24 protein-coding genes are annotated in these 26,963 nt (G+C 72.3%); 17 read left to right on the top strand and 7 right to left on the bottom strand.

The genetic code is table 11. The annotated features are described in order from the left end of the window. Window positions 1–31 precede the first annotated feature (31 nt). The gene (locus tag AB0M28_RS06590; RefSeq protein WP_365398759.1) at window positions 32–676 is read left to right on the top strand and encodes a hypothetical protein; all 645 of its coding nucleotides are present in this window, start codon (window positions 32–34) and stop codon (window positions 674–676) included. 169 nt (window positions 677–845) lie between these two features. Continuing rightward, window positions 846–2,063 (top strand): MFS transporter, encoded by a 1,218-nt coding sequence (locus tag AB0M28_RS06585; protein ID WP_365398756.1) that lies wholly within the window; start codon window positions 846–848, stop codon window positions 2,061–2,063. Here AB0M28_RS06585 and AB0M28_RS06580 read toward each other — a convergent pair. After that, window positions 2,041–2,298 carry a Rho termination factor N-terminal domain-containing protein gene (locus AB0M28_RS06580; protein ID WP_365398753.1) on the bottom strand — a complete coding sequence of 86 codons (258 nt, stop codon included), beginning with the start codon at window positions 2,296–2,298 and terminating at the stop codon, window positions 2,041–2,043. The two genes, AB0M28_RS06585 and AB0M28_RS06580, sit on opposite strands and share 23 nt — an antisense overlap. A gap of 232 nt (window positions 2,299–2,530) precedes the next feature. Here AB0M28_RS06580 and AB0M28_RS06575 point away from each other — a divergent pair, with 232 nt between their 5' ends. Next, a complete protein-coding gene (locus AB0M28_RS06575; protein ID WP_365398811.1) occupies window positions 2,531–4,768 on the top strand; it encodes an ATP-dependent DNA helicase in 2,238 nt (745 codons plus the stop codon). 3 nt (window positions 4,769–4,771) lie between these two features. Here AB0M28_RS06575 and AB0M28_RS06570 read toward each other — a convergent pair whose 3' ends face one another. Next, window positions 4,772–6,871 (bottom strand): PBS lyase, encoded by a 2,100-nt coding sequence (locus AB0M28_RS06570; RefSeq protein WP_365398750.1) that lies wholly within the window; start codon window positions 6,869–6,871, stop codon window positions 4,772–4,774. A gap of 185 nt (window positions 6,872–7,056) precedes the next feature. Between AB0M28_RS06570 and AB0M28_RS06565 the strand changes: the two genes are divergently transcribed. Further along, window positions 7,057–7,341 carry a DUF6401 family natural product biosynthesis protein gene (locus AB0M28_RS06565; RefSeq protein WP_365398808.1) on the top strand — a complete coding sequence of 95 codons (285 nt, stop codon included), beginning with the start codon at window positions 7,057–7,059 and terminating at the stop codon, window positions 7,339–7,341. A 76-nt stretch (window positions 7,342–7,417) separates the two neighbouring features. Here AB0M28_RS06565 and AB0M28_RS06560 read toward each other — a convergent pair whose 3' ends face one another. After that, a complete protein-coding gene (locus tag AB0M28_RS06560; protein WP_365398747.1) occupies window positions 7,418–8,212 on the bottom strand; it encodes a hypothetical protein in 795 nt (264 codons plus the stop codon). Between the two features lie 134 nt (window positions 8,213–8,346). Here AB0M28_RS06560 and AB0M28_RS06555 point away from each other — a divergent pair, with 134 nt between their 5' ends. Then, window positions 8,347–8,604 (top strand): hypothetical protein, encoded by a 258-nt coding sequence (locus tag AB0M28_RS06555; RefSeq protein ID WP_365398744.1) that lies wholly within the window; start codon window positions 8,347–8,349, stop codon window positions 8,602–8,604. Further along, window positions 8,591–9,814, top strand: a complete 1,224-nt coding sequence (locus AB0M28_RS06550) for a glycosyltransferase (RefSeq protein ID WP_365398741.1) — start codon at window positions 8,591–8,593, stop codon at window positions 9,812–9,814. Before AB0M28_RS06555 ends, AB0M28_RS06550 begins: the two co-directional genes overlap by 14 nt. A 3-nt stretch (window positions 9,815–9,817) precedes the next feature. Here the strand turns inward: AB0M28_RS06550 and AB0M28_RS06545 are convergent, their stop codons facing one another. Then, entirely contained in the window at window positions 9,818–11,161 is a 1,344-nt protein-coding gene (locus AB0M28_RS06545) for a wax ester/triacylglycerol synthase family O-acyltransferase (protein ID WP_365398738.1), read from the bottom strand. A 200-nt stretch (window positions 11,162–11,361) separates the two neighbouring features. Here AB0M28_RS06545 and AB0M28_RS06540 point away from each other — a divergent pair, with 200 nt between their 5' ends. The 10 genes from AB0M28_RS06540 (at window position 11,362) to AB0M28_RS06495 (ending at window position 21,307) form a co-directional block, all read left to right on the top strand. Further along, a complete protein-coding gene (locus AB0M28_RS06540) occupies window positions 11,362–12,483 on the top strand; it encodes an LLM class flavin-dependent oxidoreductase (RefSeq protein ID WP_365398735.1) in 1,122 nt (373 codons plus the stop codon). Then, on the top strand, window positions 12,480–13,106 hold the full coding sequence (locus tag AB0M28_RS06535) for an FMN reductase (RefSeq protein WP_365398732.1): 627 nt from the start codon (window positions 12,480–12,482) through the stop codon (window positions 13,104–13,106). The genes AB0M28_RS06540 and AB0M28_RS06535 overlap by 4 nt, the downstream gene beginning before the upstream one ends. A 16-nt stretch (window positions 13,107–13,122) precedes the next feature. Next, window positions 13,123–13,536, top strand: a complete 414-nt coding sequence (locus tag AB0M28_RS06530) for a tetratricopeptide repeat protein (protein WP_365398729.1) — start codon at window positions 13,123–13,125, stop codon at window positions 13,534–13,536. Window positions 13,537–14,014: 478 nt separating this feature from the next. Beyond that, a complete protein-coding gene (locus AB0M28_RS06525; protein ID WP_365398806.1) occupies window positions 14,015–14,911 on the top strand; it encodes an ABC transporter permease subunit in 897 nt (298 codons plus the stop codon). Beyond that, complete coding sequence (locus AB0M28_RS06520) at window positions 14,908–15,837, top strand: carbohydrate ABC transporter permease (protein ID WP_365398727.1); 930 nt, start codon at window positions 14,908–14,910, stop codon at window positions 15,835–15,837. The genes AB0M28_RS06525 and AB0M28_RS06520 overlap by 4 nt, the downstream gene beginning before the upstream one ends. Window positions 15,838–15,889: 52 nt before the next feature. After that, window positions 15,890–17,542, top strand: coding sequence for a hypothetical protein (locus AB0M28_RS06515; protein ID WP_365398724.1), 1,653 nt, complete (start codon window positions 15,890–15,892; stop codon window positions 17,540–17,542). Further along, complete coding sequence (locus AB0M28_RS06510) at window positions 17,539–18,732, top strand: Gfo/Idh/MocA family oxidoreductase (protein ID WP_365398721.1); 1,194 nt, start codon at window positions 17,539–17,541, stop codon at window positions 18,730–18,732. The genes AB0M28_RS06515 and AB0M28_RS06510 overlap by 4 nt, the downstream gene beginning before the upstream one ends. A gap of 170 nt (window positions 18,733–18,902) precedes the next feature. Beyond that, entirely contained in the window at window positions 18,903–19,694 is a 792-nt protein-coding gene (locus tag AB0M28_RS06505) for a basic amino acid ABC transporter substrate-binding protein (RefSeq protein WP_365398718.1), read from the top strand. Window positions 19,695–19,736: 42 nt separating this feature from the next. Beyond that, window positions 19,737–20,522: an amino acid ABC transporter permease gene (locus tag AB0M28_RS06500; RefSeq protein ID WP_365398715.1), complete on the top strand. Its 786-nt coding sequence runs from the start codon at window positions 19,737–19,739 to the stop codon at window positions 20,520–20,522. Then, complete coding sequence (locus AB0M28_RS06495) at window positions 20,519–21,307, top strand: amino acid ABC transporter ATP-binding protein (RefSeq protein WP_365398712.1); 789 nt, start codon at window positions 20,519–20,521, stop codon at window positions 21,305–21,307. The genes AB0M28_RS06500 and AB0M28_RS06495 overlap by 4 nt, the downstream gene beginning before the upstream one ends. A 34-nt stretch (window positions 21,308–21,341) precedes the next feature. Here the strand turns inward: AB0M28_RS06495 and AB0M28_RS06490 are convergent, their stop codons facing one another. Beyond that, complete coding sequence (locus tag AB0M28_RS06490; RefSeq protein WP_365398709.1) at window positions 21,342–22,244, bottom strand: serine hydrolase; 903 nt, start codon at window positions 22,242–22,244, stop codon at window positions 21,342–21,344. Window positions 22,245–22,378: 134 nt separating this feature from the next. Between AB0M28_RS06490 and AB0M28_RS06485 the strand changes: the two genes are divergently transcribed. Further along, window positions 22,379–22,834 (top strand): nuclear transport factor 2 family protein, encoded by a 456-nt coding sequence (locus AB0M28_RS06485; protein WP_365398706.1) that lies wholly within the window; start codon window positions 22,379–22,381, stop codon window positions 22,832–22,834. Between the two features lie 18 nt (window positions 22,835–22,852). Here AB0M28_RS06485 and AB0M28_RS06480 read toward each other — a convergent pair whose 3' ends face one another. Both AB0M28_RS06480 and AB0M28_RS06475 read right to left on the bottom strand, forming a co-directional pair. Continuing rightward, window positions 22,853–24,262: an FAD-dependent oxidoreductase gene (locus AB0M28_RS06480; RefSeq protein ID WP_365398703.1), complete on the bottom strand. Its 1,410-nt coding sequence runs from the start codon at window positions 24,260–24,262 to the stop codon at window positions 22,853–22,855. A gap of 99 nt (window positions 24,263–24,361) precedes the next feature. Continuing rightward, complete coding sequence (locus AB0M28_RS06475; RefSeq protein ID WP_365398700.1) at window positions 24,362–26,959, bottom strand: AAA family ATPase; 2,598 nt, start codon at window positions 26,957–26,959, stop codon at window positions 24,362–24,364. Window positions 26,960–26,963: the final 4 nt, after the last annotated feature.

Genomic DNA, 26,963 nt, shown 5'->3' with positions numbered 1-26,963 from the left:
AACGCGCAGGCGGGCGCCCTATGCTGCCCCGGTGACCAACCCTTCGCAGCCGCCCTCCGCCTGGCGGTCGACCCGCCGCACCCTGATACTCGTGCTCCTCGCGTGGCTGATCACCGCGGCGATCGCGGGTGTCTCCTACGTCGCCCTCGGCCACGTCTGGGTGCCGATCTTCGTGGGCGTGGCCCTCGGCATCGGCTTCGCCACCGGTGTGGCGCTGCTGCACCGGGCGGCGTGGCTGGCCCTGCTGTCGATCGCGCCGGGGGCGTTCGTGCTGATCGGGGCCGTGCAGTTCGCGCCGGAGGCGGCACTGGAGCAGCGCGGGGTGACCGAGCGGGTGGTGCTCACGGTCGACGAGGAGGCCACCTCCGGCAACCACAACGCCTTCAGCATGGTGACCGAGGACGGCCGCCGGCTGGACCAGGACTTCGTGTACCAGGGCAGCAACCCGCCGTACCGCAGCGGCGACCGGCTCGCGGTGGTCGTGGACCCCGAGGGCGTGGTGGAGCCGGAGGACTCCCGGGACGTCGACCCGGCGGAGGAGCGCGGCCATCTCGTCGGCGGCGCGGTGGGCTGGACGCTCGTCGCGCTCTGCGCCGGGTGGCGCGGCCACGTACGGCGCCGCAAGGGGCGTAACAGCAGCCCGCTCGCGGCGGTCCTCGACCTGGCGTCGGCGTAGGCCGACGCCCGGCGAGCCCGGACCATCCCCGCGGAGCGCGGTCAGCAGCCCGGGGCCGACCGGGCGGTGGCCCAGCTCGATCCCCCGTGATTGGCCCTTCTACGGGCATCGACAGGGTGGTTGACTGAACGGCACACTCCGCACCCGCCCCGATCGCCGAGGAGCCCGCGTGCCCAGGATCCTGCCCCAGCCCGGACCGCCGCGCGTGCTCGCGCAGGCCCAGCTCGCCAACTCCCTGGGCGACGGTGCCTTCTACGCCACCTCGGCGCTGTTCTTCACCCGAATAGTCGGCCTGTCCGCCACCCGCGTCGGCCTGGCCCTGACCATCGGCTGGTGCGTGGGCATGCTGGCCGGCGTGCCGCTCGGCCACCTCGCCGACCGGTGGGGGCCGCGGCGCACCGCGCGGCTGCTGGCCGTGTGCACCGCCAGCGCCCTGCTGGCGTTCCTCGTGGTGCGCTCGTATCCGCTCTTCGTGCTGATGTTCTGCCTGTACGCCTGCTGTCAGGGCGGCCTCACCTCGGCCCGGCAGGCACTGCTGGCGGGCCTGGTCGACGCGGATGAACGCACCCGGGTGCGGGCCCAGTTGCAGTCCACGCTCAACGGCGGGCTGGCGCTGGGCGCCGGCCTCGGCGGTGTGGCGCTCGCCCTCGACAGCGAACCCGCGTATCTCGTCGTCTTCGCCGTCGACGCCGTCACGTTCCTGCTCGCCGCGCTCGTTCTCGGCCGCCTCCCCGAGGTGCCGCCCGCGCCGGCGGAGCCCGGCGGCGGACCGCGGCTGGAGGTCCTGCGCGACCGTCCGTACGCGCTGCTGACCGTCCTCAACGCGATCCTGTACCTCAACATGCCGCTGCTCAGCCTCGGCCTCCCACTGTGGATCGTGGAGCGGTCGGACGCGCCCGCCCCGATGGCCGCGGTCGTGCTGGTGCTCAACATGCTGAGCGTCGTCGCCTTCCAGGTCCGCGTGGCCCGCCAGGTCACCGGCCTGCCCACCGCCGTACGGACCACCGCCCGCGCCGGCTGGGTCCTGCTGGCCGCCTGCGGGGTCTACGCCCTGTCCGGGTTCTCGACCGGGGCCGCCGTCGCCGTCGGGGTGCTGGTGGTGGCCGCCCTCATCCAGGTGTTCGGCGAGATGATGCACGGCGCCGGCGCCTGGGAACTCGGCTTCGGTCTGGCCCGCGACGGCAAGCAGGGGCAGTACCAGGGCTTCTTCGGGATGGGCCCGCAGATCGCCCGGATGCTCGGCCCGGTGGTGATGACGACGCTGCTCATCGGCTGGGGCACCGCGGGCTGGCTGGTGCTCGGCGGTCTCTTCCTGCTGGCGGCGCTGTCGATCGGACCGGTCGCCCGCAGGGCCGAACGGCGGGTCACCGATTCCGTAGCGCCGTGATGAGCTCCGCCTTCGTCATGTGCGACCGGCCCTCGATGCCGATCTTCTTGGCCTGGGCGTAGAGCTGCTCCTTGGTCTGCTCCTCGTACTTCCCCGCCTGGCCGCCCGCACGGCCGACGGCCTTGCGGGAGGTGGCGGCGGCCTTGTTGGCGATCCGGGCCGCCTTCTCCTTGCCCGCGCCCTCGCGGCGCAGCGCCCGGTAGGTCTTCTCGTCCTTGATCTGCGCCCTCGGCATGGTGTTCGCTCCTCGGCCGATCCGAATCCCCCTGACTCCACCCCTACGCCGGTCAGGCGCGGTGCGCGAGTCAGGTGCTCTGCCGGTACAAAGAAAAAACCCCTCACCGCAATTGCGGGGAAGGGTTCGGCTGCGTATATTGGAGCCTTCATGACTTCTTTCCGTGGGAAATCGCAGAACAAGTCACTGATCACAGTATATAGGGGCAGGAGTGGAATTGTCAAACCAGGAATTGCGGGATGAGCAGGAATTCATCGACCGGCTCTACGAGCGCGTCGACGTCCTGCGCGGGGTGGCCGCTGACTCCCTGGCCGGAGCGCTCGCTCCGGTGGGCAACGGACTGCAGGCCCGGCTGGAGCGCGACGTGGTGGTCGCCGAACGCTCCGGACTGCTCGCCGCGCTCAACGCCGTCGACGGCTCCCTGTGCTTCGGCCGGATCGACCTGGCCCGGGGCGGCCACCACCACATCGGCCGGATCGGCGTCCGGGCCGACGACGCGGAGCGCACGCCCCTGCTCATCGACTGGCGCGCGCCGGTCGCGCGGCCCTTCTATCTCGCCACCGGACACACCCCGATGGGGCTGCGCCGGCGCCGGCACCTGACCACCGAGGGGCGCGCGGTCACCGCCCTGCACGACGAGATCCTCGACCTGGACGACACCGAACGCACCGGTTACGAGGACCACAACGGCGACGCCGTCCTCCTCGCCGCCCTGAACTCCGCGCGCACCGGCCGGATGGGCGACATCGTCCAGACGATCCAGGCCGAACAGGACCGCGTCATCCGCGCCCCGCACCGCGGCGTCCTGGTCGTCGAGGGCGGACCCGGCACGGGCAAGACGGCGGTCGCCCTGCACCGGGCCGCCTTCCTGCTGTACGAGTACCGCGAACTGCTGGCCAAGCGGGCCGTGCTGATCGTCGGCCCCAACCCGGCCTTCCTTGCCTACATCGGCGAGGTGCTCCCCGCCCTGGGTGAGACGGGCGTGCTGCTCGCGACCCAGGGCGAGCTGTATCCGGGGATCCATGCCACCGGCACCGACACCCCCGAGGCGGCGGTGGTGAAGGGGCGTATCGAGATGGCCGAGGTGCTGGAGAAGGTCGTCGCCGACCGGCAGACGCTGCCCGATCCCGTGATCGCCATCGAGCACGACCGCGACGTGCTGCTCCTGGACGAGGGCCTCGCCCGCGTCGCCCGGGACCGGACGCGCGCGCTGGGCCTGCCGCACAACGAGGCCCGCGAACACTTCGAGGGCGAGCTGCTGGGCGCCCTCACCGACATGGTCGTGGAGCGCGTCGGCACCGACCCGTACGACGGCGCCAATCTGCTCGACCCGAGCGACATCACCCAGATCCGCGACGAGCTCGGCCAGAACCGCGAGGTCTGGGCCGTCATCGACGAGCTGTGGCCCGTGCTGACGCCGCAGCGGCTCGTCGCCGACTTCCTCGCCGACCCCACCCACCTCAGCGACGAGGACGCCGCCGCCGTCCGCCGGTCGCGGGCGGCGGCGTGGACCCCCGCCGACGTGCCGCTGCTCGACGAGGCGGCCGAGCTGCTCGGCGAGGACGACCGGGCGCTGCGCGACGCCGCCGAGGCGGACCGCCTGGAGCGCATCGCGTTCGCGCAGGGCGTGCTCGACGTGTCGTACGCCTCCCGTACCTACGAGTTCGAGGACAAGGAGGAGGCGGACGCCGACGCCTCCGAGGTGCTCTCCGCGCACGACATCATCGACGCGGAGCGGATGGCCGAGCGCCAGGAGGAGGCCGACCACCGCAGCGCGGCCGAGCGGGCCGCCGCCGACCGCACCTGGGCCTTCGGCCACATCATCGTGGACGAGGCGCAGGAGCTGTCGCCGATGGCGTGGCGCCTGCTGATGCGGCGCTGCCCCACGCGCTCCTTCACCCTGGTCGGCGACCCGGCGCAGACCTCGCAGGAGGAGGGCGTCGGCTCCTGGTCGGGGATCCTGGCGCCGTACGTCCAGGACCGCTGGGAGCACACCCGCCTCGGCGTCAACTACCGCACCCCCGCCGAGATCATGGACGTGGCCGCGGCGGTGCTGCGCGCCGAGCGGCCCGGCTTCGAGCCGCCCGAGTCGATCCGCGCCACGGGTGTACGGCCCTGGGCCCGGTACGCCGACGACCTGCCGGCGGCCGTCGCCGGGGCCGTCGCCGCCGAGCAGCCCGAGGAGGGCCGCCTCGCGGTCATCGCGCCGCGCGAGCTGCACGCCGCGCTGGCGCGGCGGATGCCCGGCGTGCCGGCGGGGGAGGAGCCGGACCTCACCCGCCGGACCGTCCTGCTCGACCCGCGCCAGGCCAAGGGGCTGGAGTTCGACGTCGTACTGGTCGTCGAGCCGGGCCGGTACGGGACGAGCGACCTGTACGTCGCGCTGACGCGGGCCACGCAGCGACTGGGCGTCCTGCACCGCGAGCCCCTGCCGCGGGCCCTGCGGGAGGCGCTGGAGGACGCGGGCTGACCGTCAGTCCGCCTCGATCCGGTCCAGGGCCGTGCGGCAGGCGTCCAGCAGCCGCAGGTCCTGGTCGATGTCGTGGCTGCCGAAGCCGCCGTCCTGGACGTTGTGCCGGCGGACCGCGGCGAGTTCGTCGCGCAGTACGGCGGCGGCCTGGGCACCCGCCGCCGGACCTATCTCGCCCAGGCACCCGGCGACGGTCACCCGCGTGTACACGTTCTCCCGCCAGGCGGGGAGCAGCACCGGGAGCACCGCCTCGGCATCGCGGGCGATCCGCCACAGGGCCACCGCGCCGTCCGTCCGCTCCCACACCTCGGTTCCGGTGAGCATCGACCGCAGCGCGTTCACCGCGGGCGCGGCCGTCGGCCCGAGGGTGCCGAGCACCGCGGCGGCCCGCCGCCGTTCGTGCGGGCTGTCGGCTTCCGCCGCCCGCAGGAGCAGGGGCAGCACGGACCGCGTGTCGCCGGTCACGGCCCACAGCGCCTCGGCCGCCGGCACCGCGAACTCGCCCGCCAGCAGCCCCCGCAGCTCCGGCTCGGCCTCCGCCGCGTCGGTGCCGAAGCCCCCCAGCGCGCGTATCGCCGCCTGCACGAACCACCGGTCCTCCCGGGGGTCGGCCTGCCGCAGCAGCGCCGCCAGCTCCGGGACGGCCGTGCTCTCGCCCGCGGCGGCCAGCCCGTACACCAGCCGGTCGGCGCCGTCGTCCCCGGGTCGCACGCGCCCGAGCGCCTCGCGCAGCAGCGGTCCCAGCGGGCGGGCCGCGCTCCCGAGATACGACAGCTCGTTGCCGATGTCGCGGGGGAGTACCGGCTCCCGGAGGAGTTCGGCGAGCACGGGCACCGCACGCGCGTCGCCGCACCGGATCAGCGCGACGAGCGGCTCCCCGAGCGACGGGGGGCCCTGCTCCCAGTGCCGCACCCGGGACTCCTCCGCGGCGGCCACCGTCTCGGCGAGCGCGTCGGCGGCCGGGGCGGCCAGGGCGAAGAGGTCCTGCAGGACCGAGGCCGCGGCGGCGCGCAGCCGCGGGTCCGGGTCGCGCAGATGCTCGCCCGTCAGCGCCACGATCCCGGCGTAGTCGCCGCGCCGGCCGCGGAACAGCCCGGACGACATCCACACGGCGCCGGTGCGCTCGGCGGTCGAGGGGCTGCGCAGCTGCAGGTCCATCAGCGCGATCCGCTCGGCCACCCGGTCGTCGAGGCCCGCGTGCAGCGCGCGCAGCAGGCGGTCGCCCTCGTCGTCGTCCGGCCGCAGGTCACGCAGCCGGCTGACCAGCGTGTCGGTCCGCGGCCGGTCCGCGTCGTCGTCCGCCGCCCGTGCGTCCGGCTCGGCGCGCCGCTGCCGCAGCAGCTCGCCGACCTGGCCCACCACGTCGGCGGGCAGCCGTCCGGGGGCGGAGACGGCGAGGCAGCCCAGCGCGGCCAGCCGTACGGCCGCCTCGTGACCGGGGCCCGCGAGTCCGGCGAGCAGCTCCGTGACCTGCGGCGTGAGCGCCTCGGAACGGCGCGGCAGCAGGCCGAGGGCCCGCACGAGGGCGAGGCGCACCGCGCGTTCCGGTTCCACCGCCAGCCGCTCCCGCAGCAGGTCCAGGACCGCCCCGGGATCCTCGTGGAACACCACCAGAGCGCCGGGAGCGGCGGTCCGCACACCGGCGTCCCGGTCGGCGGCCAGCTCCACGAAGGCCCCGGACCCGGCCCGCAGGGCCGCCGCGGCCATGGCGAAGTTGGCCTCCCAGTCGTCGTCCTCGTCGAACTCGCCGTCGAGGTCGTCGTCCCCGTCCTCGTCCTCCCCGTCGAAGTCCTCGTCTTCGTCCTCGTCACCCGGCTCCAGCGCGCCGTCGCCCCCGCCGATGCTCACGAGCAGCTCGACCAGCCGTCCCCGCTCGGGCACCGACTCCTGGGTCACGAGCTCGAAGAGGAACGGTATGCACGCCAGCGTCGAGTCGTACACATCCCCCTGGTGGTGCACCGCCCCGTACATCCCGTCCAGCGCCACGTCCCGTTCCGCGGGATCCGCCGACGCGAGGCCGCGCAGCATCCCCGGCACCTCCGCGGCGCTTCCGTAGGCGTGCTCCATCGAGGCCCAGTCGACCTCCTCGACACCGGAAAGCATCCGTGCCCTCCCCCTCCTGTCCGACTCTGCAGCAGAGTGTGCCGCACACCACTGACAGCGCCCTCCGGCGGGGTGGCGCTGGTCACAGCAGCGGGTGCGTATCGGGCGGTTACCCTCGTCAGGTGGACAAAGCCCCCGATCGCGGACCCGCCGAGTGCCCGCTGGCGCAGGTGACGGCCCGCTACATGCCGCGGCTGTCGGAGTTCGCGTTCGAGCCGGGGCTCGTGGCGGCCGTCGACCAGCACGCGGCCGCCGTACGTGACGCCCTGGTGCCCGCACCCCGCCGCCCGGACTCCGACGCCGCCGCCGCGCGCGCCCCGCGCCGCGAGGACCTGACGGACTACGTGCTCGGCTTCACGGACGTGCTGAGCGAGCGCGACTGGCGTGAGCCCGTCGGCCACGACTTCGCCACGCTCCGGCTGACCGCGGTGTGCTGGCTGGTCCGCGAACACGACCTGCTGGGCCGCTGACCCACGCCGTGACGAAGGCCCGGGGACGGCACGGCGCCGGAGCCCCCTCGCAGGGCTCCGGCGCCGTTCGGGCCGGTCAGCGTGCCGCCGTGCCGCCCTCCTCCGCCGGACCCGTGTACTGCTGCCCGGCCGGCTGTCCGGCCTCCGCGTCCGCACGGCCGGCCTGGTAGGCGGAGACGCTCTCCCGGGCGTTCGCGGTCTCCCGCTCCGCCGCCTGCAGCCACCCCTCCCAGCGCTGCCGCATCGGGGTGATCAGACCGCCGCCGACGCCCACGACGAGGATGCCGCCGATCGTCGCGAGCACCGCCACGAGCAGCGGACCGGTGATGGACGTGGCGATCCCGGCCTGGCTCAGCGCCGCGATCACACCGAGGGCCACGATGAACGCCCAGACGGCGGTCGCCACGGTCCGGCCGTACGACATCCGGCCGAGGGCGCTGCCCACGACGTCCCGCACCGCGCGGGCCACGGCCATGGTCACCACGAGGATGACGCAGGCGACGATCGCCCTCGGCAGCCAGGCGATGATGCCCGTCAGCAGGTCGCTGACCGGGTTGGGGCCGAAGACGCCGAGTGCCAGCTGGAGCACGATCAGCATCACGGCGTAGTAGAGGATCTTCGTGATCAGGCTGGAGGTGTCGTACTTCGAACCCTCGAGCCACTGGCTGACGCCGCTGCGCTCGGCGAGCCGCTCGAATCCCCATTTGTGCAGCAGGCTGTTCACGATTTTCGCGATTGCTTTCGCGATGAACCAGCCGATGAGCAGGATCGCCAGGAACCCCAGGAATTTGGGCACAAAGCTGATGACGCTGGAAATGGCGTCGGTGAAGCCCTGGCCGAAATCGACCGAGAGCGCGAGTTCGACGAACACGGGCGTGCTCCCTGCTGTCCGGACCCGGACTCGAATGCCCGGACCTTCCTTTCCGTCGTAACATCGGGATAAAGGCGCCGCGTCCGTACGGAATCGTGCGTAGGCCGATCGGGTGTTATCCGGAGGTATACCGCGTGGAGGAAAGCCCCGCCGCCGAGCGGTTGAACTTCCAGCCCAGTCGGCCATTCACATCCGGGCGGAAGGCCGTCGCCTTCCTGCTCGGCGGTGTGGTCTGGGTCGGCGCCTTCTGGCTGGGGATCGTGCTGCTGGGGCACACCTATATCCTGCGCCGGCTGCTGGTCGTGACCGCGGTGTCCGCGGCCGTCGCCTGCGTCGCCCTGCTCGGCGGTTTCGCGATGCGGCGGCGTGAGGAGCGCGATGCGCCCCATTGACGTCGTCCTGGTCTTCCTCGCGTTCTATCCCGTGGTGACCGGTGCCGTCTGGATGACCGGCGGTGTCCTGTTCCGGATCCTGCAGGAGCGCCGGGCGATCGTGCCGCCCGCCGGGGGCTGGCCCGGGGTGAGCGTCCTGGTGCCCGCCTACAACGAGGAGCAGGTCATCGCCGGTTGTGTACGGGCGCTACGCGCCGTGGACTATCCGGACCTCGAGGTGCTCGTCCTCAACGACGGCTCCCGCGACGACACCGTCGCCGTCGCCCGCGAGGCGGCGGCCGGCGACCCGCGCGTGCGGGTGCTGGACGACGGCGTCAACCGCGGCAAGGCCGGCCGGCTGAACGACGGGATGCGGCGCGCGCGGCACGAACTGGTCGTCGTCACCGACGCGGACACCCATCTGCATCCCGAGGCGGTGAAGTACCTCGTCGCCCGGATGGCGCGCTCGCCCCGCCACGCCGCGATCGCCGGCAGCCCCCGGGTGACCAACCGCAGCGGGGTGATCACCACCATGCAGATGCTGGAGTCGGCCTCGCTGATCGGCCTGATCCGCCGGACGCACGCACTCGCCGGCCGGGTGGGCACGGTCGCGGGCGTGCTTGGCCTCTTCCGCCGCGACGCGGTGCTGGCCGTCGGCGGTTACGACGAGCGGATGGCCACCGAGGACATCGACCTGTCGTGGCGGCTGCTGGAGGCGGGCCATCTCACCGGCTTCGAGCCCAACGCCCTGGTGGGCATGGAGGTCCCGCACACCGTCCGCAGCGTCTGGGCGCAGCGCACCCGCTGGGCCCGGGGCCAGGGCGAGGTGCTGCGCACCCACGGCCGTACGGTCTTCCACCCCCGCAACTGGCGGCTGTGGCCGATCGCCTTCGAGTCGCTGCTGTCCTATCTCTGGGTGCTCACCATGCTGGTGGCCGCCTGCTATGGGCTGGTCCACTGGATCCGCTTCCCCGACGACAGCAGGTTCACCGAGATGCTGGCGTGGGGCATGGGCATCGCTGTCGTCGCGATCATCCAGGTCCTCGTCGCCACCCTCATCGAGCGCCGGCTGGACCCGCGGCTCGACGTCGCCTGTCTGCTGCTGCCGCTCTATCCGCTGGCCTTCTGGACGATCAACGCGCTGGCCGCGCTGGCAGCGCAGACAGGCGGTCTCCTGCGGGGCCCCCGCGACAAGAGAGTCGTGTGGGACATCCCGCACGACGGGTCCTGAGCCTCAGCCGGCGAGCGCCGCCCGGCGCAGCTCCGCGAGCTCCGCCCCCAGCGCCCCCGCCAGCACGTCCACGTCGGGCAGGGCGCGGGCGTCGGCGACCAGCCCGTAGTGGACGCGGCCCCGGTACGTCGAGACCGCCACCGCCAGCGCGTGGCCCTGGGCGAGGGGTGCCAGCGGGTAGACCTCCGTCAGCGGGCAGCCCGCGAGGCGCAGCCCGAGGCTCGGCAGGGGGACGCTGGTCACCAGGACGTCGAAGAGCAGCCGGGCGGCGCGCGCCACCACCGGACCGCCCAGCCGGTGCCCCAGCGGGGGCACCAGATCGGCCAGCAGGGCGACCGCCCCGGCGCCCTGGTCCGGACCGGCCTCCTTGCGCCGGTCCATGGTGCGGCGCACCGCGCGCATCCGGCCGAGCGGGTCGGGATCGGACACGGGGAGCCGGACCAGATAGCCGGAGAGCCGGTTGCCCTGCGGATGCGCGGCGCGCGGACGCCGGCGGGAGACCGGGATCAGGGCGCGCGGCCGCAGCCGGCCGACGGGCTCGCCGCGCTCCTCGAGCCAGCGCCGCAGGGCGCCGGCGACCACGGCGATCAGGACGTCGTTGACGGTCCCGCCGGTGCGCTTGCGGACGTGGTGCACGTCGTCGAGGTCGAGCACCGCCCCTGCCGTGAGCCTGCCGCCCGCCCCGGCGGCGGCAAGGACGGGCGGTGTGGTGGGCAGCCCCCAGGAGGCGCGCACCAGGCCGGCGCCGATCCCGGCCGCGCGTCCGGCCTCCGCGAGCTGGCGGCGGGCGTCCGCCGCCTGCCGTCGCGCGAGCGCCACCGGATCGAGGAACCCCCACCCGCCGGGACTCGCCGCGGGCGCGGCGGGGGAGGGCCGGGCGGGCGCCCCGCCCACCGGGTCCATCACGCCGGCGGCCAGGGTCAGCGCCCGCAGCCCGTCGGCCAGTGCGTGGTGGAAGGCGAACAGCACCGCGAACCGCCGTCCGTCCGGCGCGGGGATCACCCGGGCCTCCCACGGCGGCCGCCCCCGGTCCAGCGGACGCGCCATCACCTCACCGGCGACGGCGTGGAAGTCCGCGGCCGGCGGCATCAGCCGCACGTGCTCGGCGGGGTCGAACCGCCCGGCCGGCTCCCGTACGGCCCCGCCCGCCGGCAGCCAGGTGTCCCGGATGCGCATCCGCAGCCCCGGCCCGGCGGCGCACCGCTCGGCGAGCAGCGCCGCCGCCCGACCGGCCGCCGCGGCGTCGGACGCCTCGAACACCCCCAGCGCACCCAGATGCATGGGGTGCCGGGGGGACTCGAGGTGCCAGAACGCGAGATCCAGCGGAGCGAGCGGCTCAGGGGGCACGATGCGGGACCTCCGGTCATCCGTACGACGCGTGCGCGGGTGTCCCGCTACGGTAAACCACCGATCGCGTACGGAGAGTTACGGACCCGTTAAGGCCGGGAGCCGTCCGGTGACCGGCGGGAATAGGGGGGCCGGCTGTCCCGTTGAACGGGGCGAATGCAATAGTTGAGCTCTCAAATAGAGCGAGAGGGTGAGTCACGGTGCAGTTCGGGATCTTCACGGTCGGCGATGTCACGCAGGACCCGACCACGGGTTGGACGCCGACCGAGCACGAGCGGATCAAGGCGATGACCGCGCTGGCGGTCAAGGCCGAGGAGATCGGACTGGACGTCTTCGCGACCGGCGAGCACCACAACCCGCCGTTCGTGCCCTCCTCGCCGACCACCATGCTGGGCTGGATCGCCGCCCGCACCGAGCGGCTGATCCTGTCCACCTCGACGACGCTGATCACCACCAACGACCCGGTGAAGATCGCCGAGGACTTCGCGATGCTGCAGCACCTCGCCGACGGCCGCGTCGACCTGATGCTCGGCCGCGGCAACACCGGACCGGTCTACCCCTGGTTCGGCCAGGACATCCGCCAGGGCATCCCGCTCGCCGTGGAGAACTACGCGCTGCTGCACCGGCTGTGGCGCGAGGACGTGGTCGACTGGGAGGGCCGCTTCCGCACCCCGCTGCAGGGCTTCACCTCGACGCCCCGCCCGCTGGACGGCGTGCCGCCGTTCGTGTGGCACGGCTCCATCCGCTCGCCGGAGATCGCCGAGCAGGCGGCGTACTACGGTGACGGCTTCTTCGCCAACAACATCTTCTGGCCGAAGGAGCACTTCCAGCGGCTGATCGAGCTCTACCGCGAGCGCTACGCCCACTACGGGCACGGCACCCCGGAGCAGGCGGTCGTGGGCCTCGGCGGGCAGATGTTCATGCGGAAGAACTCGCAGGACGCGGTCCGCGAATTCCGCCCGTACTTCGACAACGCGCCCGTCTACGGCGGCGGCCCGTCGCTCGAGGACTTCATGGACCAGACACCGCTGATCGTCGGCAGCCCGCAGCAGGTCGTCGAGCGCACGCTGAGCTTCCGCGAGTCCTACGGCGACTACCAGCGGCAGCTGTTCCTCCTCGACCACGCGGGGCTCCCGCTGAAGACCGTGCTGGAGCAGCTGGACATCCTCGGCGAGGAGGTCCTGCCGGTGCTGCGCGAGGAGTTCGCGAAGGACCGCCCGGCCGGTGTGCCGGACGGCCCCACGCACGCCGCGCGCGTCGCGGAGCAGATCGCGAACCAGGACGAGAACCAGGACGAGAACAAGGAAGAGGTGGCCCAGTGACCACGCTGAAGCTCGCCGTCGTGTCGGCCGGGCTCTCCAGCCCGTCCGCCACCCGGCTCCTCGCCGACCGGCTGGCCGGCGCGGCCCGGCGCCGGCTGGAGGAGGACGGCCGGCAGGTGGCGGTCGAGGTGATCGAGCTGCGCGACCTCGCGGTCCCGATCGCCAACAACCTGGTCACCGGTTTCCCGTCCCCGGAGCTGGCGAAGGCGATCGCGAACGTCGTGGACGCGGACGCGCTGATCGCGGTGACGCCGGTGTTCTCGGCGTCGTACAGCGGTCTGTTCAAGTCCTTCTTCGACGTCCTCGACAACGACTCCCTGACCGGCAAGCCGGTCCTCGTCGGCGCCACCGGCGGCACCGCCCGCCACTCGCTGGCGCTGGAGCACGCGCTGCGCCCGCTCTTCGCGTATCTGCGGGCCGTGGTGCTGCCGACCGCCGTCTACGCGGCGTCGGAGGACTGGGGCGGTACGGGCGACGCGCTGACCGACACCCTGCCCACCCGTATCGAGCGGGCGGGGCAGGAGCTGGCGGCGCTGCTCGCGGCCCGGCCCGCGCCGGTGAAGGCGCCCGACGAGACCGTCGTCATCCCGTTCGAACAGCAGCTGGCCGCCCTGCGGCCGTGACAAAGGAGGCCGACCTGTGAACCGTGACGTCGACTTCAACGCCCACCGCCCCGACGGCGAGCCCACGCCCGACCGCTGGGCGGCCGCCCTGAGCCTCTTCGACGCCCCCGGGGCGAAGGAGAGCGCGGCGGACGTGTGGCGCCGTGCCGCGGTGTACTTCGAGGGCAAGGACTACGCCACGGCCGCCCGGCTGCTGGCCGGCATCGTCGAGGAGCACCCGGAGCTGACCGGCCCCCGGCTGCTGCTGGCCCGCGCCTACTACCACTCGGCGCAGCTGCGCCGCGCGGAGGAGCAGCTGCGCGAGCTCGTCGACCGGGATCCGGTGGAGTCCTACGCGCATCTGATGCTGGCCCGCACGCTGCAGCGCCAGGGCCGCGACGAGGAGGCGGCGCGCTGGCAGCGGCTCGCGGACGCGCTGTCCCCGAGCTGACCGGCCACACGACCGGACCCTCACCCGGGTTCGGGCCTTCACCCGGACCGGACCCTCATCCCGAGACCAAACCCTCACCCCGGGACCACACCGCCTCGCAGGGCTCCCCTGCGGGGCGGTGTTTTTTCATGTTCGAAGTAAGCCGAATGTACGCATGACTGCTCACCTTACCTCACCCGTCAGAGGCGTCCATGCTCGAAGGTGCTCTTTTGGAAAGCGTTATGAACATCTCTTGTCATCCAGGGGTAGGCGGATGCAAGCTTTCGACACCCCGCTGATCACGGCGACCCCGTGGTCAGCGGGAGCAAGCAGCCCTGTGCACTGAACCACCGGTTCCGCTCGTCCTGAGGTTGCGCTCCCACTCCCGACCTCAACGCCGGAGGTGAAGGTGTCCGCCGCAGCGTCGGCCCCGCCCCGGACGGCCAGTGAGCCGTCGCCGCCCGCCAAGCCCACCCGGGCCAAAGCCCCCAAGGCGCCGCTGCGCAGCAGGCTGCGCCGCGACCGCGCCCTGCTCCTGCTCTGCGTGCCCGGGGTGGTGTACTTCGCCCTCTTCTTCTATCTGCCGCTCGCGGGCAACAGCATCGCCTTCCAGGACTACCAGCCCTACCTGGGCTTCAAGGCAAGCCCGTTCGTGGGCCTCGCCAACTTCACGGCGCTGCTCCAGGAGCCGGAGTTCTGGACGGCGGTCTGGAACACCCTGCAGATCAGCGCCGTACAGCTGCTGCTGTACTTCCCGGCGCCGATCGCGCTCGCGCTGTTCCTCAACTCGCTGATATCCACCCGCACCCGCCGGCTGATGCAGACCGTGGTCTATCTGCCGCACTTCCTGTCGTGGGTCGTCGTGGTCAGCATGTTCAAGCAGATGTTCGGCGGTGCCGGCACCGTCTCGAGCCTGCTGAACGACAACGGGGTCCACGTCGGCAACATCATGACGAACCCCGACACCTTCATCCTGCTGATCACCTCCGAGGCGATCTGGAAGGACGCGGGCTGGGGCGCGATCATCTTCCTCGCCGCGATGGCCGGGATCGACAACTCGCTGTACGAGTCGGCGGCGATGGACGGCGCGGGCTGGCTGCGCCGGATGTGGCACGTCACGCTCCCCGGCATCCGCCCGGTGATCGTGATGATGCTGATCCTGCGGCTCGGCGACATCCTCTCCGTCGGCTTCGAACAGATCCTGCTGCAGCGCAACATGGTCGGCCCCGACGCCGCCGAGGTGCTCGACACCTACGTCTACTACCACGGAGTCGTGGACGGCGACTGGGGCCTGTCCACCGCCGCCGGGCTGATGAAGGGCGTCATCGGCTTCATTCTGATCGTCGTCGCCAACAAGGTCGCCCACCGCCTCGGCGAGCAGGGGGTGTACCGATGAGCACGGCAACCGTCTCCACGATCCGCGACCGCTTCCTGCGGTCCCACGAGCGACCCGTCTGGCAGGAGCGGCCCACCTGGGCCGGCCAGGGACTGAAGCTCGTCGTGATCCTCGCGATGATCGTCGCCGTCGGCTACCCGTTCCTCCTGGCCATCGGCACCAGCCTGTCCAGCAAGGCGGAACTCGCCGCGAACGGCGGCTACGTGCTGATCCCGGACCACCCCACGCTGGAGGCGTACCGGGTGGTGCTGAACGGCGGCGTCGTCACCCGCGCGGCGATGGTCAGCATCGGTGTCACGACCGTCGGCACGGCGCTCAGCCTGCTGTGCACCGTCTGCCTGGCGTACGGCCTGTCCCGGCCCGGCACCTTCGCCGGCAAGCCGCTGCTGCTGCTGGTCGTGGGCACGTTCCTGTTCACCCCGGGCATCATCCCCAACTACCTGGTGGTGCAGCAGCTCGGGATGATCGACACCTACGGCGCGATGATCTTCCCGATCATGCTCAACGCGTTCAACGTCATCGTCGTGCGCGGCTTCTTCCAGGGCATCCCCGAGGAACTCCACGAGGCGGCGCGGCTGGACGGCGCCGGTGACTTCACCGTGCTGTGGCGGATCGTGCTGCCGCTGTCCAAGGCGGTGCTCGCCGTGGTCGGGCTGTTCTACGCCGTCGCGTACTGGAACAGCTTCTTCAACGCGATGCTCTACATCAACGACCCGGACAAGCTGCCCCTGCAGGTGGTCCTGCGCGGCTTCGTCCTGGAGGGCGACACCTTCAACGCCAAGGCCATGGGCGTGAGCGTGCTGCCGGCCACCACCTCGCTGTCGATGGCGGTGCTGATCCTGGCCGTGCTGCCGATCATCGTCGTCTACCCCTTCCTGCAGAAGTACTTCGTCAAGGGCGTGCTCACGGGCGCCATCAAGGCCTGAGCACCGCACCCCCCGCAGCACTCACCGTCCCACCCTGCTCATGAGGAGAACCGTGTCTTCCACCAGCCTCAACCGCCGAGGTTTCCTCTCCGCGGCCGGCGTCGCCGGAGTGACCGTCGCCGCGGGCGGCGCCCTGACCGCCTGTGAGACCGGCACCGTCGCCGGAAAGGGCGCGGAGGCGTCCGCCAAGCTGAAGCTGCCGACGTACGTCCCGGCCAACGTGCCCACCCCCGACCTCGCGGGCAACGGCAGCGGTCTGGACCCGGCGTACCTGCGCTACCCCAAGGACCTGATCAAGTCGTCCACCGGCACCCCCGGCGACGGCAAGCCGATCACCTGCCTCACCGAGACCTTCACCACCGCCGCCCCCGCCATGCGCCGCAACGCCTACTGGCAGGAGCTGAACAAGCGCCTCGGCTCCGAGCTGCAGCTGACCATCGTCAACGGCCTGGGCGCCGACGACGTCTACCGCGCCAAGTTCAACGCCACCATCGCCGGCGGCGATCTGCACGACCTGATGTGGTTCCCGCCGAACCAGGGTCTGAAGAACGTTCCGCAGCTGCTGCGCGCCAAGTTCCACGACCTCACCCCGTACCTCTCGGGCGACGCCGTCAAGAAGTACCCGAACCTCGCCAACATCCCCGACTTCGCCTGGCGCACCGCCGTCGTCGACGGCCGGATCTACGGCGTCGCGGTGCCCTACGGCCGGATGGGCCAGGTGTACGTGGCGAACGAGGACTTCTGGAAGCCGGTCGGCGGCGTCGCCTTCTCCAGCGCGCAGGACTTCTTCGACAAGGCCAAGGACCTCCTCGACACCAAGCGCAAGAAGTACGTGCTGGAGCCGGCGTACGTCAACCACATCCAGCAGTTCGCGTACTGGCACGGCTGCCCCAACAAGTGGTCGCTGAACGGCGGCAAGCTGACCCACATGTTCGAGACCGACGAGTACTTCGCGGGCATCGAGTTCGCCCTGAAGTGCCAGCAGGCGGAGCTGTTCTGGCCGGACCCGAACCTGCCGACCACCCTGGAGAAGATGGAGGGCGGGTTCCTCGGCCTGCACGTCCAGTCCTTCCCGGGCTTCCTCAACGACAGCAACATGTACACCTGGCCGGAGAAGGTCGTCGTGCCCTTCGCCGCCGAGTCCGGTATGACGCCGACCTGGGGCTTCGGCTACGGCTCCGTCGGCTACACCGCCATCAACAACAAGGTGCCCAAGGCCCGCATCGAGACGCTGCTCAAGGTCATGGACTACCTGAGCGCCCCCTTCGGCAGCGAGGAGCGCCTCTTCCTCGACAACGGCATCGAGGGCACCCACCACACCCGCGACGCGAGCGGCGACGTGGTCCTCAACGACAAGGGCAACGCCGAGGTGCTCACCACCCGGCAGGCCATCAACTTCTTCGGCAACGCCCCGCAGACCCTGTACCTGCCCGGCAAGTCCGAGGTGACCCAGGCCATCCACGCCACCGAGGTCGAGCTGATGAAGATCGGCAAGGCCGACCCGACCAACGGCTACTTCTCCGACACCTACGCCAACAAGGGCGCCTCCGCCAGCGACGCCTTCTACACCGGCCTCCAGGACATCATCGCGGGCCGCAAGCCGCTCTCGTCGTACAAGAGCGAGGTGCTCGCCAAGTGGCAGCGCGACGCGGGCGACGCCATGCGCCGCGAGTACGAGAAGGCCATCGCGAAGGACAAGAAGTGACCGACACCGCACACGACGACCTGCGGATCGGCGTCATCGGCCTCGGGCTGCGCGGCAACCTCGCCACCACCGCGCACCGCCCGGGCGCCGGGTCCGTCGTCGCCGCCGTCGCCGACACGGACCCCGCGGTGCTGCGCACCGTCGGCGACCGCTTCCCCGGCGCCACGGCCGTCGAGGACCACCGCAAGCTGCTGGACGACCCGTCGATCGACGCCGTCATCGTCGCCACCCCCGACGACACGCACGAGGCCATAGCAGTCGAGACGCTCAAGGCCGGCAAGGCCGTGTACGTCGAGAAGCCGCTCGGTATCACCGTCGAGCAGTGCGACACCATCCTGCGCACCGCGTACGAGACGGGGACGCGGCTGTACGTCGGGCACAACATGCGCCACATGGGCGTGGTGCGCACGATGCGCGACATCATCGCCCGCGGCGACATCGGCGAGCCGAAGACGGTGTGGGTGCGGCACTTCGTGTCGTACGGCGGCGACTACTACTTCAAGGACTGGCACGCCGACCGCCGCCGCACCACCGGTCTGCTGCTGCAGAAGGCCGCGCACGACATCGACGTCGTGCACTGGCTCGCCGGCGGCTACACCAGCCGGGTCAACGCGCTCGGCGACCTGATGGTGTACGGCGACCTGCCGCGCCGTGAGCCGGACACCCCGCGGCCGGACGGCTGGCTGCGGGAGTTCGAGTGGCCGCCCACGCAGCGGAGGAACCTCCACCACGTCGTGGACGTGGAGGACGTGTCCGTGATGAACATGCGCCTGGACAACGGGGTGATCGCCGCGTACCAGCAGTGCCACTTCAGCCCGGACTACTTCCGCAACTACACGGTCATCGGCACCGAAGGGCGGCTGGAGAACTTCGGCGACCGGCCGGGCGACGAGGTCCGGGTCTGGAACACCGGCCCCTCCGGCTACCGTTCGGACGCCGACGCCGTGTACCGCGTCCCGGACGCGGCCGGCTCGCACGGCGGCGCGGACGCCTCGATCATCGAGGAGTTCTGCCGCTTCGCCCGCGAGGGCGGCGCGACGGACACCTCGCCGGTGGCGGCGCGGATGAGCGTCGCGGCGGGATACCTCGCGACGCGGTCGCTGCGCGACGGCGGCACACCGTACGACGTGCCGCCGCTGGACCCGCGGTTGACCGCCTACTTCGAGACGGGGCAGGAGCGACGCGGCTGATGCTGACAGGGTGGGTGGTCCCCGTTTTCGTGCAGGGACCACCGACCCCGCACTGTTACCAGGCCGAAATCGTAGGGGTAGCGACAGCCGTTCGACGGACTGACAAGATGCAGCGCATCTGATCAACGTAAGTCCGCTCGCCTGCAACACCCCGAGTTCCTGGAGGCGCTGTGCGTACCCGCCCGATCGTCGCGTTCGTTGCCGCTGCCGCGGCCGCCACTCTGCTCGCCAGCTGCTCCAGCACCGACTCCGGTGCCGAGGGCAAGGGCGGAGTGCCGCTCATCAAGGACGGAAAGCTGGTCAACTGCACCGGCCTGCCGTACAAGCCCTTCGAGAGCAAGGAGGGCGACAAGGTGGTCGGCTTCGACGTCGACCTCATGGACCTGGTGGCCAAGGAACTGGGTGTCGAGCAGGAGATCGTGGACACGCCCTTCGAGGGCATCGAGTCCGGTGAGGTCTTCAACGCCGGCAAGTGCGACCTGGCGGCCGCGGGCATGACGATCACCGACGAGCGCAAGGAGAAGATAGCCTTCTCCGACCCGTACTTCGACGCCACCCAGGCGCTGCTGGTCAAGAAGGGCGCCGGCATCACGGGCCTGGAGTCCCTCGACGGCAAGACGCTCGGCGTGCAGCAGTCGACCACCGGGGAGATCTACGCCAAGGAGAACGCCAAGGGCGCGACCCTGAAGCAGTTCGAGGACCTGGGCCTGGAGATCGCCGCGCTGGAGACCGGCGGCGTCGACGCGATGATCAACGACAACGGTGTGCTCTTCGACTACGTCAAGGACAACCCCGACTACGAGGTCGTCAAGGAGTTCGACACCGGCGAGCAGTACGGCATCGGCCTCAAGAAGGACAACGACAAGCTCCTCAAGGCCGTCAACGACGTGATCGCGAAGGCCAAGGAGGACGGCACGTACGACGAGATCTACAAGAAGTGGTTCGGTGCGGCTCCGCAGTAACCACCTTGATCCGTCCAACGGGTACGTCAGGAAGTCCTCCGTATGTCCATGAGCCCTCGTAAGCGGGCCAGGGTGGCGCGCGGCGTGCAGTACGTACTGCTCGCCGCCGTCGTCCTGGTCTTCGTCCTGCTCGCCGACTGGGGCGAGATCCGCCGCGCGTTCTTCGACCTGGACGTGGCGCGCGAGCAGTTCCCGGACGTGATCACCGTCGCGTTCAAGAACACCGTGATCTACACCGTGCTGGGCTTCGGCTTCGCGCTGGGTCTCGGGCTGCTGATCGCGCTGATGCGCCTGTCCTCAGTGGCACCGAACCGGTGGCTGGCCATCGGCTTCGTCGAGATCTTCCGCGGTCTGCCGGCGCTGCTGGTGTTCATCGCCCTCGGGTACGGCGTGCCGTACGCGTTCCAGGTGAACATCGACATCTATGTCACCGTGATGCTGGCCCTCGGACTGGTGGGCGGCGCGTACATCGCGGAGACCATCCGGGCCGGTCTCCAGGCCGTACCCAGGGGGCAGGTCGAGGCGGCGCGCTCGCTGGGCATGTCCCAGGCGCGGACCATGGTCTCGATCGTCATCCCGCAGGCGTTCCGGATCATCCTGCCTCCGCTGACCAACGAGTTGATCCTGCTAACGAAGGATTCGTCGCTGATCTACCTGCTCGGGCTGTCGATCGACCAGTACGAGCTGACGAAGTACGGCCGTGACGCACTGAACGAGAGCCGGAGCCTGACCCCCGTGATGATCGCGGGTCTGTGCTACCTGATCATCACCGTGCCGCTCGGCCAGCTGGTACGGCGGCTCGAGGCAAGGACGGCGAGGGCGCGATGACCACCCCGAACAAGGACGGCGCGGCAGGCGGGGCCGCCATCGAAGTGGCGGGCCTGCACAAGTCGTTCGGCGAGCTGGAGGTCCTGAAGGGCATCGATCTCACCGTCGGCCACGGCGAGGTCGTCTGCGTCATCGGCCCCTCGGGCTCCGGCAAGTCCACCCTGCTGCGCTGCGTGAACCTGCTGGAGCAGCCGACCTCCGGCCAGGTCGTCGTCGAGGGCACCGAGGTCACCGACCCCGATGTCGACATCGACGTCGTACGCCGCCGGATCGGCATGGTGTTCCAGGCGTTCAACCTCTTCCCGCACCTCACCGTCCTCGACAACCTCACCATCGCCCAGCGCCGGGTGCTCGGCCGCGGCAAGGCGGAGGCGGCCGAGGTGGCCCGGCGGAACCTGACCCGGGTGGGGCTGTCCGACAAGGAGGCGGAGTACCCGGCGAAGCTCTCCGGAGGCCAGCAGCAGCGCGCGGCGATCGCCCGCGCGCTGTCCATGGACCCGCAGCTGATGCTCTTCGACGAGCCGACCTCCGCGCTGGACCCCGAGCTGGTCGGGGACGTGCTCGCCGTGATGCGGTCGCTGGCCGACGAGGGCATGACGATGCTCGTGGTCACCCACGAGATGAGCTTCGCCCGCGAGGTCGCCGACCGGGTGGTGTTCATGGACGGCGGCGTGATCGTCGAACAGGGGCCGCCGGAGCGGGTGATCGGGTCTCCCGCGCACGAGCGGACCCGCACCTTCCTGGCCCGGGTCCTGGACCCGGCCGCGGCGGACATCGAGGAGTAACCGGGTCGTGGTGCCGGTGGTCATCGAGGAGTAGTCAGTTCGTGGTGCCGGTGGTCATCGCCTCCGCGGCGGCGGTGGCCACCCGCTCCACCAGGTCGATGCCTGCCTGCTCGGTGGCGTGGCCGCTGCTGAGCACCGCCACCAGCAGCGTGTGCCCGTCGTGCTCGACGCGGCCGATGCTGTTGACGTCCCACAGGCCCGTGGCGGTGCGCGGCAGCCAGCCGTTCTTCAGCGCGGCTTCGTCCGGGTCGTCGGCCGCCGCCGTCACACCCCAGCGCTGGGCGTCCACCACGTCGCCCATCAGGGCTCGCAGATAGGACCGGGAGTCGCCGTCCAGCGGGGAGTCCTCCCCGAACACGGCCTCCAGCAGCCGCAGCTGGTCCGCGGCGGTGGTCTGCGTGAGCCCCCACAGTCCGCCCGTGCCGGGCGTGGTGTCCGTGAGGCCGAGGCGTTCGTTCGCCGCTGCGAGCCCGTCGCCCCGGCCGATGGCCCGCCACAGGGCGTCCGTGGCGGAGTTGTCGCTGCTGCAGATCATCGCGCGGGCCAGCCGCTGCTGCTCGGCGGTCAGGGACGTACCGTCGTCCTGCGCCTGCAGCAGCAGGGCGGCGAGGATGTCCGTCTTCACGATGCTCGCCGTGTCGAAGGTGCCCCTGCCGTACGCGGCGTCCTCGCCGGTGCCGAGGTCCTCGACGGTGACCGCGTACCGTCCGTCACCGTCGGGGAGCCCGGCCAGGGCATCGCGCAGGGCGTCGTCGTAGTCGACCGTCCGGGTCGGCGTCGGGCTGGGGGAGCCGGACTGGGCGGCTGACGGCGTGACGGACGGTACGTCGTACCCGGCCGCCTGCGCCTGCGAGCCGGCGGCCTGGCAGCCGGCGGAGCCACAGAGCACGGCCAGCGCCGCCGCGCACGGCAGCGCCCCGCGGGGTATCGGGAACATCTCCCGGACGCTAGGCGGGCGGCATGACACCACCTTGAGAGGAGTCTCAGAGCAGCCTTAAAGGCCGCCTGCCCCGGCGAAGGAAACCCCGCACCCCTCTGGTCTTCCCCCGCCCCGTCCCGAACACTGTTCGCATGACGCAGCGCACGCAGCTCGCCGTGCTCACCGACCGACTCGCCGTCGACGACCTCGTCTCCGGTTACGCCGCGGCCGTCGACGACGGCGACTGGACGGCGTACCGGGCCCTCTTCGTCCCCGCGGGACGAGCGGACTACCGCAGCGCCGGGGGCATCGAGGGCCCGGCGGCCGAGGTCGGCGACTGGCTCGCGCGGATGCTGGCGCTCTTCCAGGTCCGCCAGCACCTCATCACCAACCGCCGGATCAGCCTCGACCAGCCGGACGGCGAGCCCGGCGACACGGCCGAGGTGCACGCGGACTACGTCAACCCCATGCTGCTGGCCCGCGCCGCCCCGGAGCCCGCCGCGCCCAACTTCGTCACTGGCGGCCGCTACCACTTCCACGCCGTCCGCGACGGCCAGGGCTGGCGTCTGCGGACGGTCGTCGTCCACGAGAAGTGGCGGCTGTCCTGAGCGGATCCCGGCCCGGGCTCAGGGCCGGGTCTCCCGGGCCGGCGCGGGCAGGATGTTCTGGTTGACCCGGAAGACGTTCTCCGGGTCGTACGCCGCCTTGACGCGCGACAGGCGGGGGTAGTTGTCGCGGTAGCTCGCCCGGACCCGCTCCCGGCCCTCGTCCATCATCATGTTCACGTACGCGCCGCCCGCCGAGAACGGGTGCAGGGCCTCGAAGTAGTCGACGGTCCACTGGCGCAGCAGCGGCGCCTTCGCCGGGTCCGGGTCGACGCCCGCGAACACCGACGCGAAGCGCGCCTCGCGGTAGCTCCACGCCGTGTCCGTCGACGACACGTCGTGCGCCGCGCCGTCGACGGGGTAGAGGTGCATCGTCGACTGGCCGGTGGGCAGCTCCGCGGCGAACTTGGCGTGCAGGGCCGCCGCGTCGGGTGGCACGTCCTTGACGAAGTCCGCCCGCCAGTACCACTGGTGCCCGGGCGGGTAGAGCCCGTCGAACGCCGACTGGATGCCTGGGTGCGGCACCTGGTGCGGTCCGTGCAGCAGCGGCTCGGGGAGGAGGGAGAGCAGCGGTTCCATCTCCCGCAGGGCGGCGGGCAGATCGTCGTGGCGGTAGTGCCATACCACCCCGCAGATCTTGCGCCCCCACAGCTCGCGCGGGAACGGGTCCGCCGGGGGCACGGCGCCCACCAGGAAGAAGCCGTTGAGGTCGCGCGGCGCCCCGGGCAGGAAGCCGGCGTAGGCCGAGAGCACCTCGGCCGTCAGCTCGACCGGCCAGAACGTGGGCCCGGCGATCACCGTGCCCACCTCGTGCAGCCGGAACGTGAACGAGGTGACGACGCCGAAGTTGCCGCCCCCGCCCCGGATCGCCCAGTACAGGTCCTGATGGTCGTCCGCGCTCGCCCGTACCCGCCGTCCGTCGGCCAGCACCAGGTCCGCCTGCAGCAGGTTGTCGATGGTCAGCCCGCAGGAACGGGTCAGATGGCCGAGTCCGCCGCCGAGCGTCAGGCCGCCGACGCCGGTGGTGGAGATGATGCCGCTGGGCGTGGCCAGCCCGTGCGCGTGCGTGGCGCGGTCCACCTCGCCCCAGACACACCCGCCCTCGACCCGTACGGTACGGGCGGCGGCGTCCACCTCGATCGCCTTCATCGGCGACAGGTCGACGACCAGTCCGTCGTCGACGCTGCCGAGCCCCGCCCCGTGATGGCCCCCGCTCCGCACCGCGAGCGGCAGTCCGTGCCGGCGCGCGAAGGCGATCGCCTTCGCCACGTCGCCGTCGTCGGCGCAGCTCGCGACGACGGCCGGACGGCGCTCGGTCATCGCGTTGTAGATCGCCCGCGCCTCGTCGTACCCGCTGTCCTCCGGCCCGGTCAGCCGCCCTTTGAACCCGGTGAGTTCGCGGCGGGCGGCCGTGGCTGCTGTGGATGACATACGCGCTTCCCCCTTGTGATCGGTCGGTCCACCGTTTCTACGGCCCGGTGGCCGCCGGGGGCATGGGCAACGGCCGCCCACATCCGCGCGCGGGGATGCCTAGGTGTCCGGCAGCAGGCCCAGTTCGGCGGCGCGCGCCGCCGCCTGGCGGCGGCCGGGCGCGCCGAGCTTCTCCAGTACGGCGGCGACATGGTGGTCGACGGTGCGCACGGACACCACCAGCTCGCCGGCGATCTCCTGGTTGGTCAGGCCCCGCGCCAGCAGTCGCGTCACCTGCAGCTGGCGCCCGGTCAGTCCGGCCGCGTTGCTGCGCGTACCGGCCGCCGGTCCGCGTGGGACGCGCGCCACGCCGAGTTCCCGCAGCCCCTCGCGTACCCGCCGGGCGAGCGGCGCCGCGCCCAGGGTGTCGAGGATGCCCAGTGCCGTGATCCGGTCCGCCGTCGCGGGGCTCTCGGCGAGCGCGGCGGCCTGCTCGTACGGGCAGCCCGCCGCCTCCCACAGCGCCGCCGCCTCACGCGCGCGCCCCGCCGACTGCAGCGCGTACGGGTGCGCGGAGCCGTCGGGCGGCACCGGCCGGCCGGCCGTCGTCAGCCAGTACCCGAGTTCGGCCCGGGCGTGGTGCACGCCCAGGACGCGCGCCTGCTCGTACACCGGGGCCGCCGCTGCCGCCACCGCCGCCGTATCACCGCGCAGCCAGGCGGCCTCCGCCAGCGCCGCCGCCACCGGGCCGGTGCGCTGCAGCTCGCCCGTGCGCACGGCCATCTCCCAGGCCCGGTCCAGGAGTTCGCCGCCGCCGGGCAGCCCCCGCCGTACCCGCAGCAGGCCGAGCACCGTCAGTGCGGGGCAGCGGGCGGGCACATGCAGCCGGGCGCCGAGTTCGGCGGCGTGCTCCGCCTCGTCCCAGGCGCCGGCGGCGAGCCGGCACATGCCCAGCTCGACGTACATGTAGCCGAGGAAGCCCAGGTGTTCGGCGTGGTCGGCGTACTCCATCGCCTCCGCCAGGGTGCGCTCCGCCTCGGCGTACCGCAGCGAGTCCATCAGGCTCCAGACGGTGTTCGCATAAGCCCGGCAGGCGTGCTCCACCTCCCCGGCCGCCAGCGCCACCCGCAGGCTCTCCCGCAGCACGGGGGCGCCCGCCGCGCTGTCGCCGGAGCGCCAGCGGGCGGCGCCCACGTTGTTCAGGGCGTGCGAGAGGATCGCCGGATCGCCCGCCCGCCGCGCCAGCTCCACCGCCCGCCCGCCGAACGAGACGGCCTCGGCGTGCCGGTCGCCGAGCATGTGCAGCTGCGCCTGGTTGCTCAGCGCCAGCGCCAGCAGCCGCCGGTCGCCCACCCGCTCCAGCACCTCGGTCGCCTCGCGCGCGGCCGTCGCGGCGTCGGCCCCGTCGCCCGCCCACCACAGCATCCGCGACAGCCAGCGCAGATCGACGCCCAGCGCCCGCTGGTCGCCCAGCGCCCGGCGCAGCTCCACCGCCTCCCGCTGCGCGGTCAGCGCGGGCTCCGCCTCGGCGAGCGTGTAGCACTCGACGGCGTAGTCCTCCAGCAGCCCCGCCAGCTCGCCCGGCCCGAAGCGCCGCCGCTCGCGCAGCACCAGGCGCAGCAGCGCCGTCGCCTCGCGGTGCGAGCCGGTACGGGAGGCGTCGGCGGCCGCGTCGGGGCCGTAGCGGACGATGGCGTCGAGGTCGCCGGCCTCGGCGGCGTGGTGCACCAGCCGGCTGAGGTCCGTGCCCGGCCGGTCCTCCAGCACCGCCAGCACCCGGCGGTTGAGCGCGATACGGCGCGCGGCGGGCAGCGAGTCGGCGACCGCCCGGCGGATCAGCTCGTGCCGGAACGCCGCCCGCCGCGGTGCCACCCGCAGCAGCCCCCGCTCCTCGGCCGCGGCCAGGGCGGCCATCCCGCCGGGCACCAGCGCGTCGGTCAGCCACCCCTCCAGCGCCGTCGGCACGACGGCCAGCTGCTCCAGCCCCTCGCGCGCCGCCTCCGGCAGCCCCGCCAGCCGTGCCAGCACCGCGTCCACCACCGTGGGCGGCACCCGACCGGTGTCACCGGCGGCGAGCACCTCGGCGACGAAGAACGGATTGCCGGACGTCACGTCGTACACCCGCTGCGGATCAAGTCCGCTGCCCTCGCCGAGCGTGCGCACCGCCGCGGGGGTCAGGCGCGCCAGCGGCAGCCGGTGCGCCCGGTCGGCGCGCGCCGCCTGGGCGAGCAGATGGCGCAGCGGGTGCTCCGGGCCCAACTCGTCGTCGCGGTACGTCAGCACCAGCACCGCCGGCAGCCGGTCAATCCGCCGCACCAGGAACCACAGCGCGTCGCGCGTCGCCTCGTCCGCCCAGTGCACGTCCTCCACGACCAGCACGGCGGGTCGCGGCGCCGCCGACAACTCCGCCCGCAGCGCCTCGTACACCGCGGGCCGGTCGCCGCTGTCGGTCAGCGCCCGCGTCAGCGCGCCGCCCACGCTGCCGATCAGATCGCGCAGCGGGCCGAGCGGCCGGCGCGTGGTCAGGTCGTCGCAGTGCCCGAGCAGCATCCGCGCGTCGGGCGGCAGCACGGCCGGAAGCGCCCGTACGAGGGTGGACTTGCCGATCCCCGCCTCCCCGGAGACGAGCACGACGGAACCGGCCCCCTCGGCGGCCTCCTTCGCCGCGGTCCGCAGGCAGGCCAACTCCCCGTCACGCTCCAGGATCCCCCCGGCCACACCG

Origin of the sequence: Streptomyces sp. NPDC051940 (assembly GCF_040680895.1) — a bacterium.
Lineage (GTDB): Bacteria > Actinomycetota > Actinomycetes > Streptomycetales > Streptomycetaceae > Streptomyces.
This window is presented reverse-complemented; position numbering and strand designations above follow the sequence as displayed.

Bases quoted from the DNA above. Each gene is read 5' to 3' on its own strand.
- AB0M28_RS06580 (WP_365398753.1), bottom strand. From the start codon at position 2,298: ATGCCGAGGGCGCAGATCAAGGACGAGAAGACCTACCGGGCGCTGCGC.
- AB0M28_RS06570 (WP_365398750.1), bottom strand. From the start codon at position 6,871: ATGCTTTCCGGTGTCGAGGAGGTCGACTGGGCCTCGATGGAGCACGCC.
- AB0M28_RS06565 (WP_365398808.1), top strand. From the start codon at position 7,057: ATGCCGCGGCTGTCGGAGTTCGCGTTCGAGCCGGGGCTCGTGGCGGCC.
- AB0M28_RS06550 (WP_365398741.1), top strand. From the start codon at position 8,591: ATGCGCCCCATTGACGTCGTCCTGGTCTTCCTCGCGTTCTATCCCGTG.
- AB0M28_RS06520 (WP_365398727.1), top strand. From the start codon at position 14,908: ATGAGCACGGCAACCGTCTCCACGATCCGCGACCGCTTCCTGCGGTCC.
- AB0M28_RS06500 (WP_365398715.1), top strand. From the start codon at position 19,737: ATGTCCATGAGCCCTCGTAAGCGGGCCAGGGTGGCGCGCGGCGTGCAG.
- AB0M28_RS06495 (WP_365398712.1), top strand. From the start codon at position 20,519: ATGACCACCCCGAACAAGGACGGCGCGGCAGGCGGGGCCGCCATCGAA.
- AB0M28_RS06490 (WP_365398709.1), bottom strand. From the start codon at position 22,244: ATGTTCCCGATACCCCGCGGGGCGCTGCCGTGCGCGGCGGCGCTGGCC.
- AB0M28_RS06485 (WP_365398706.1), top strand. From the start codon at position 22,379: ATGACGCAGCGCACGCAGCTCGCCGTGCTCACCGACCGACTCGCCGTC.
- AB0M28_RS06480 (WP_365398703.1), bottom strand. From the start codon at position 24,262: ATGTCATCCACAGCAGCCACGGCCGCCCGCCGCGAACTCACCGGGTTC.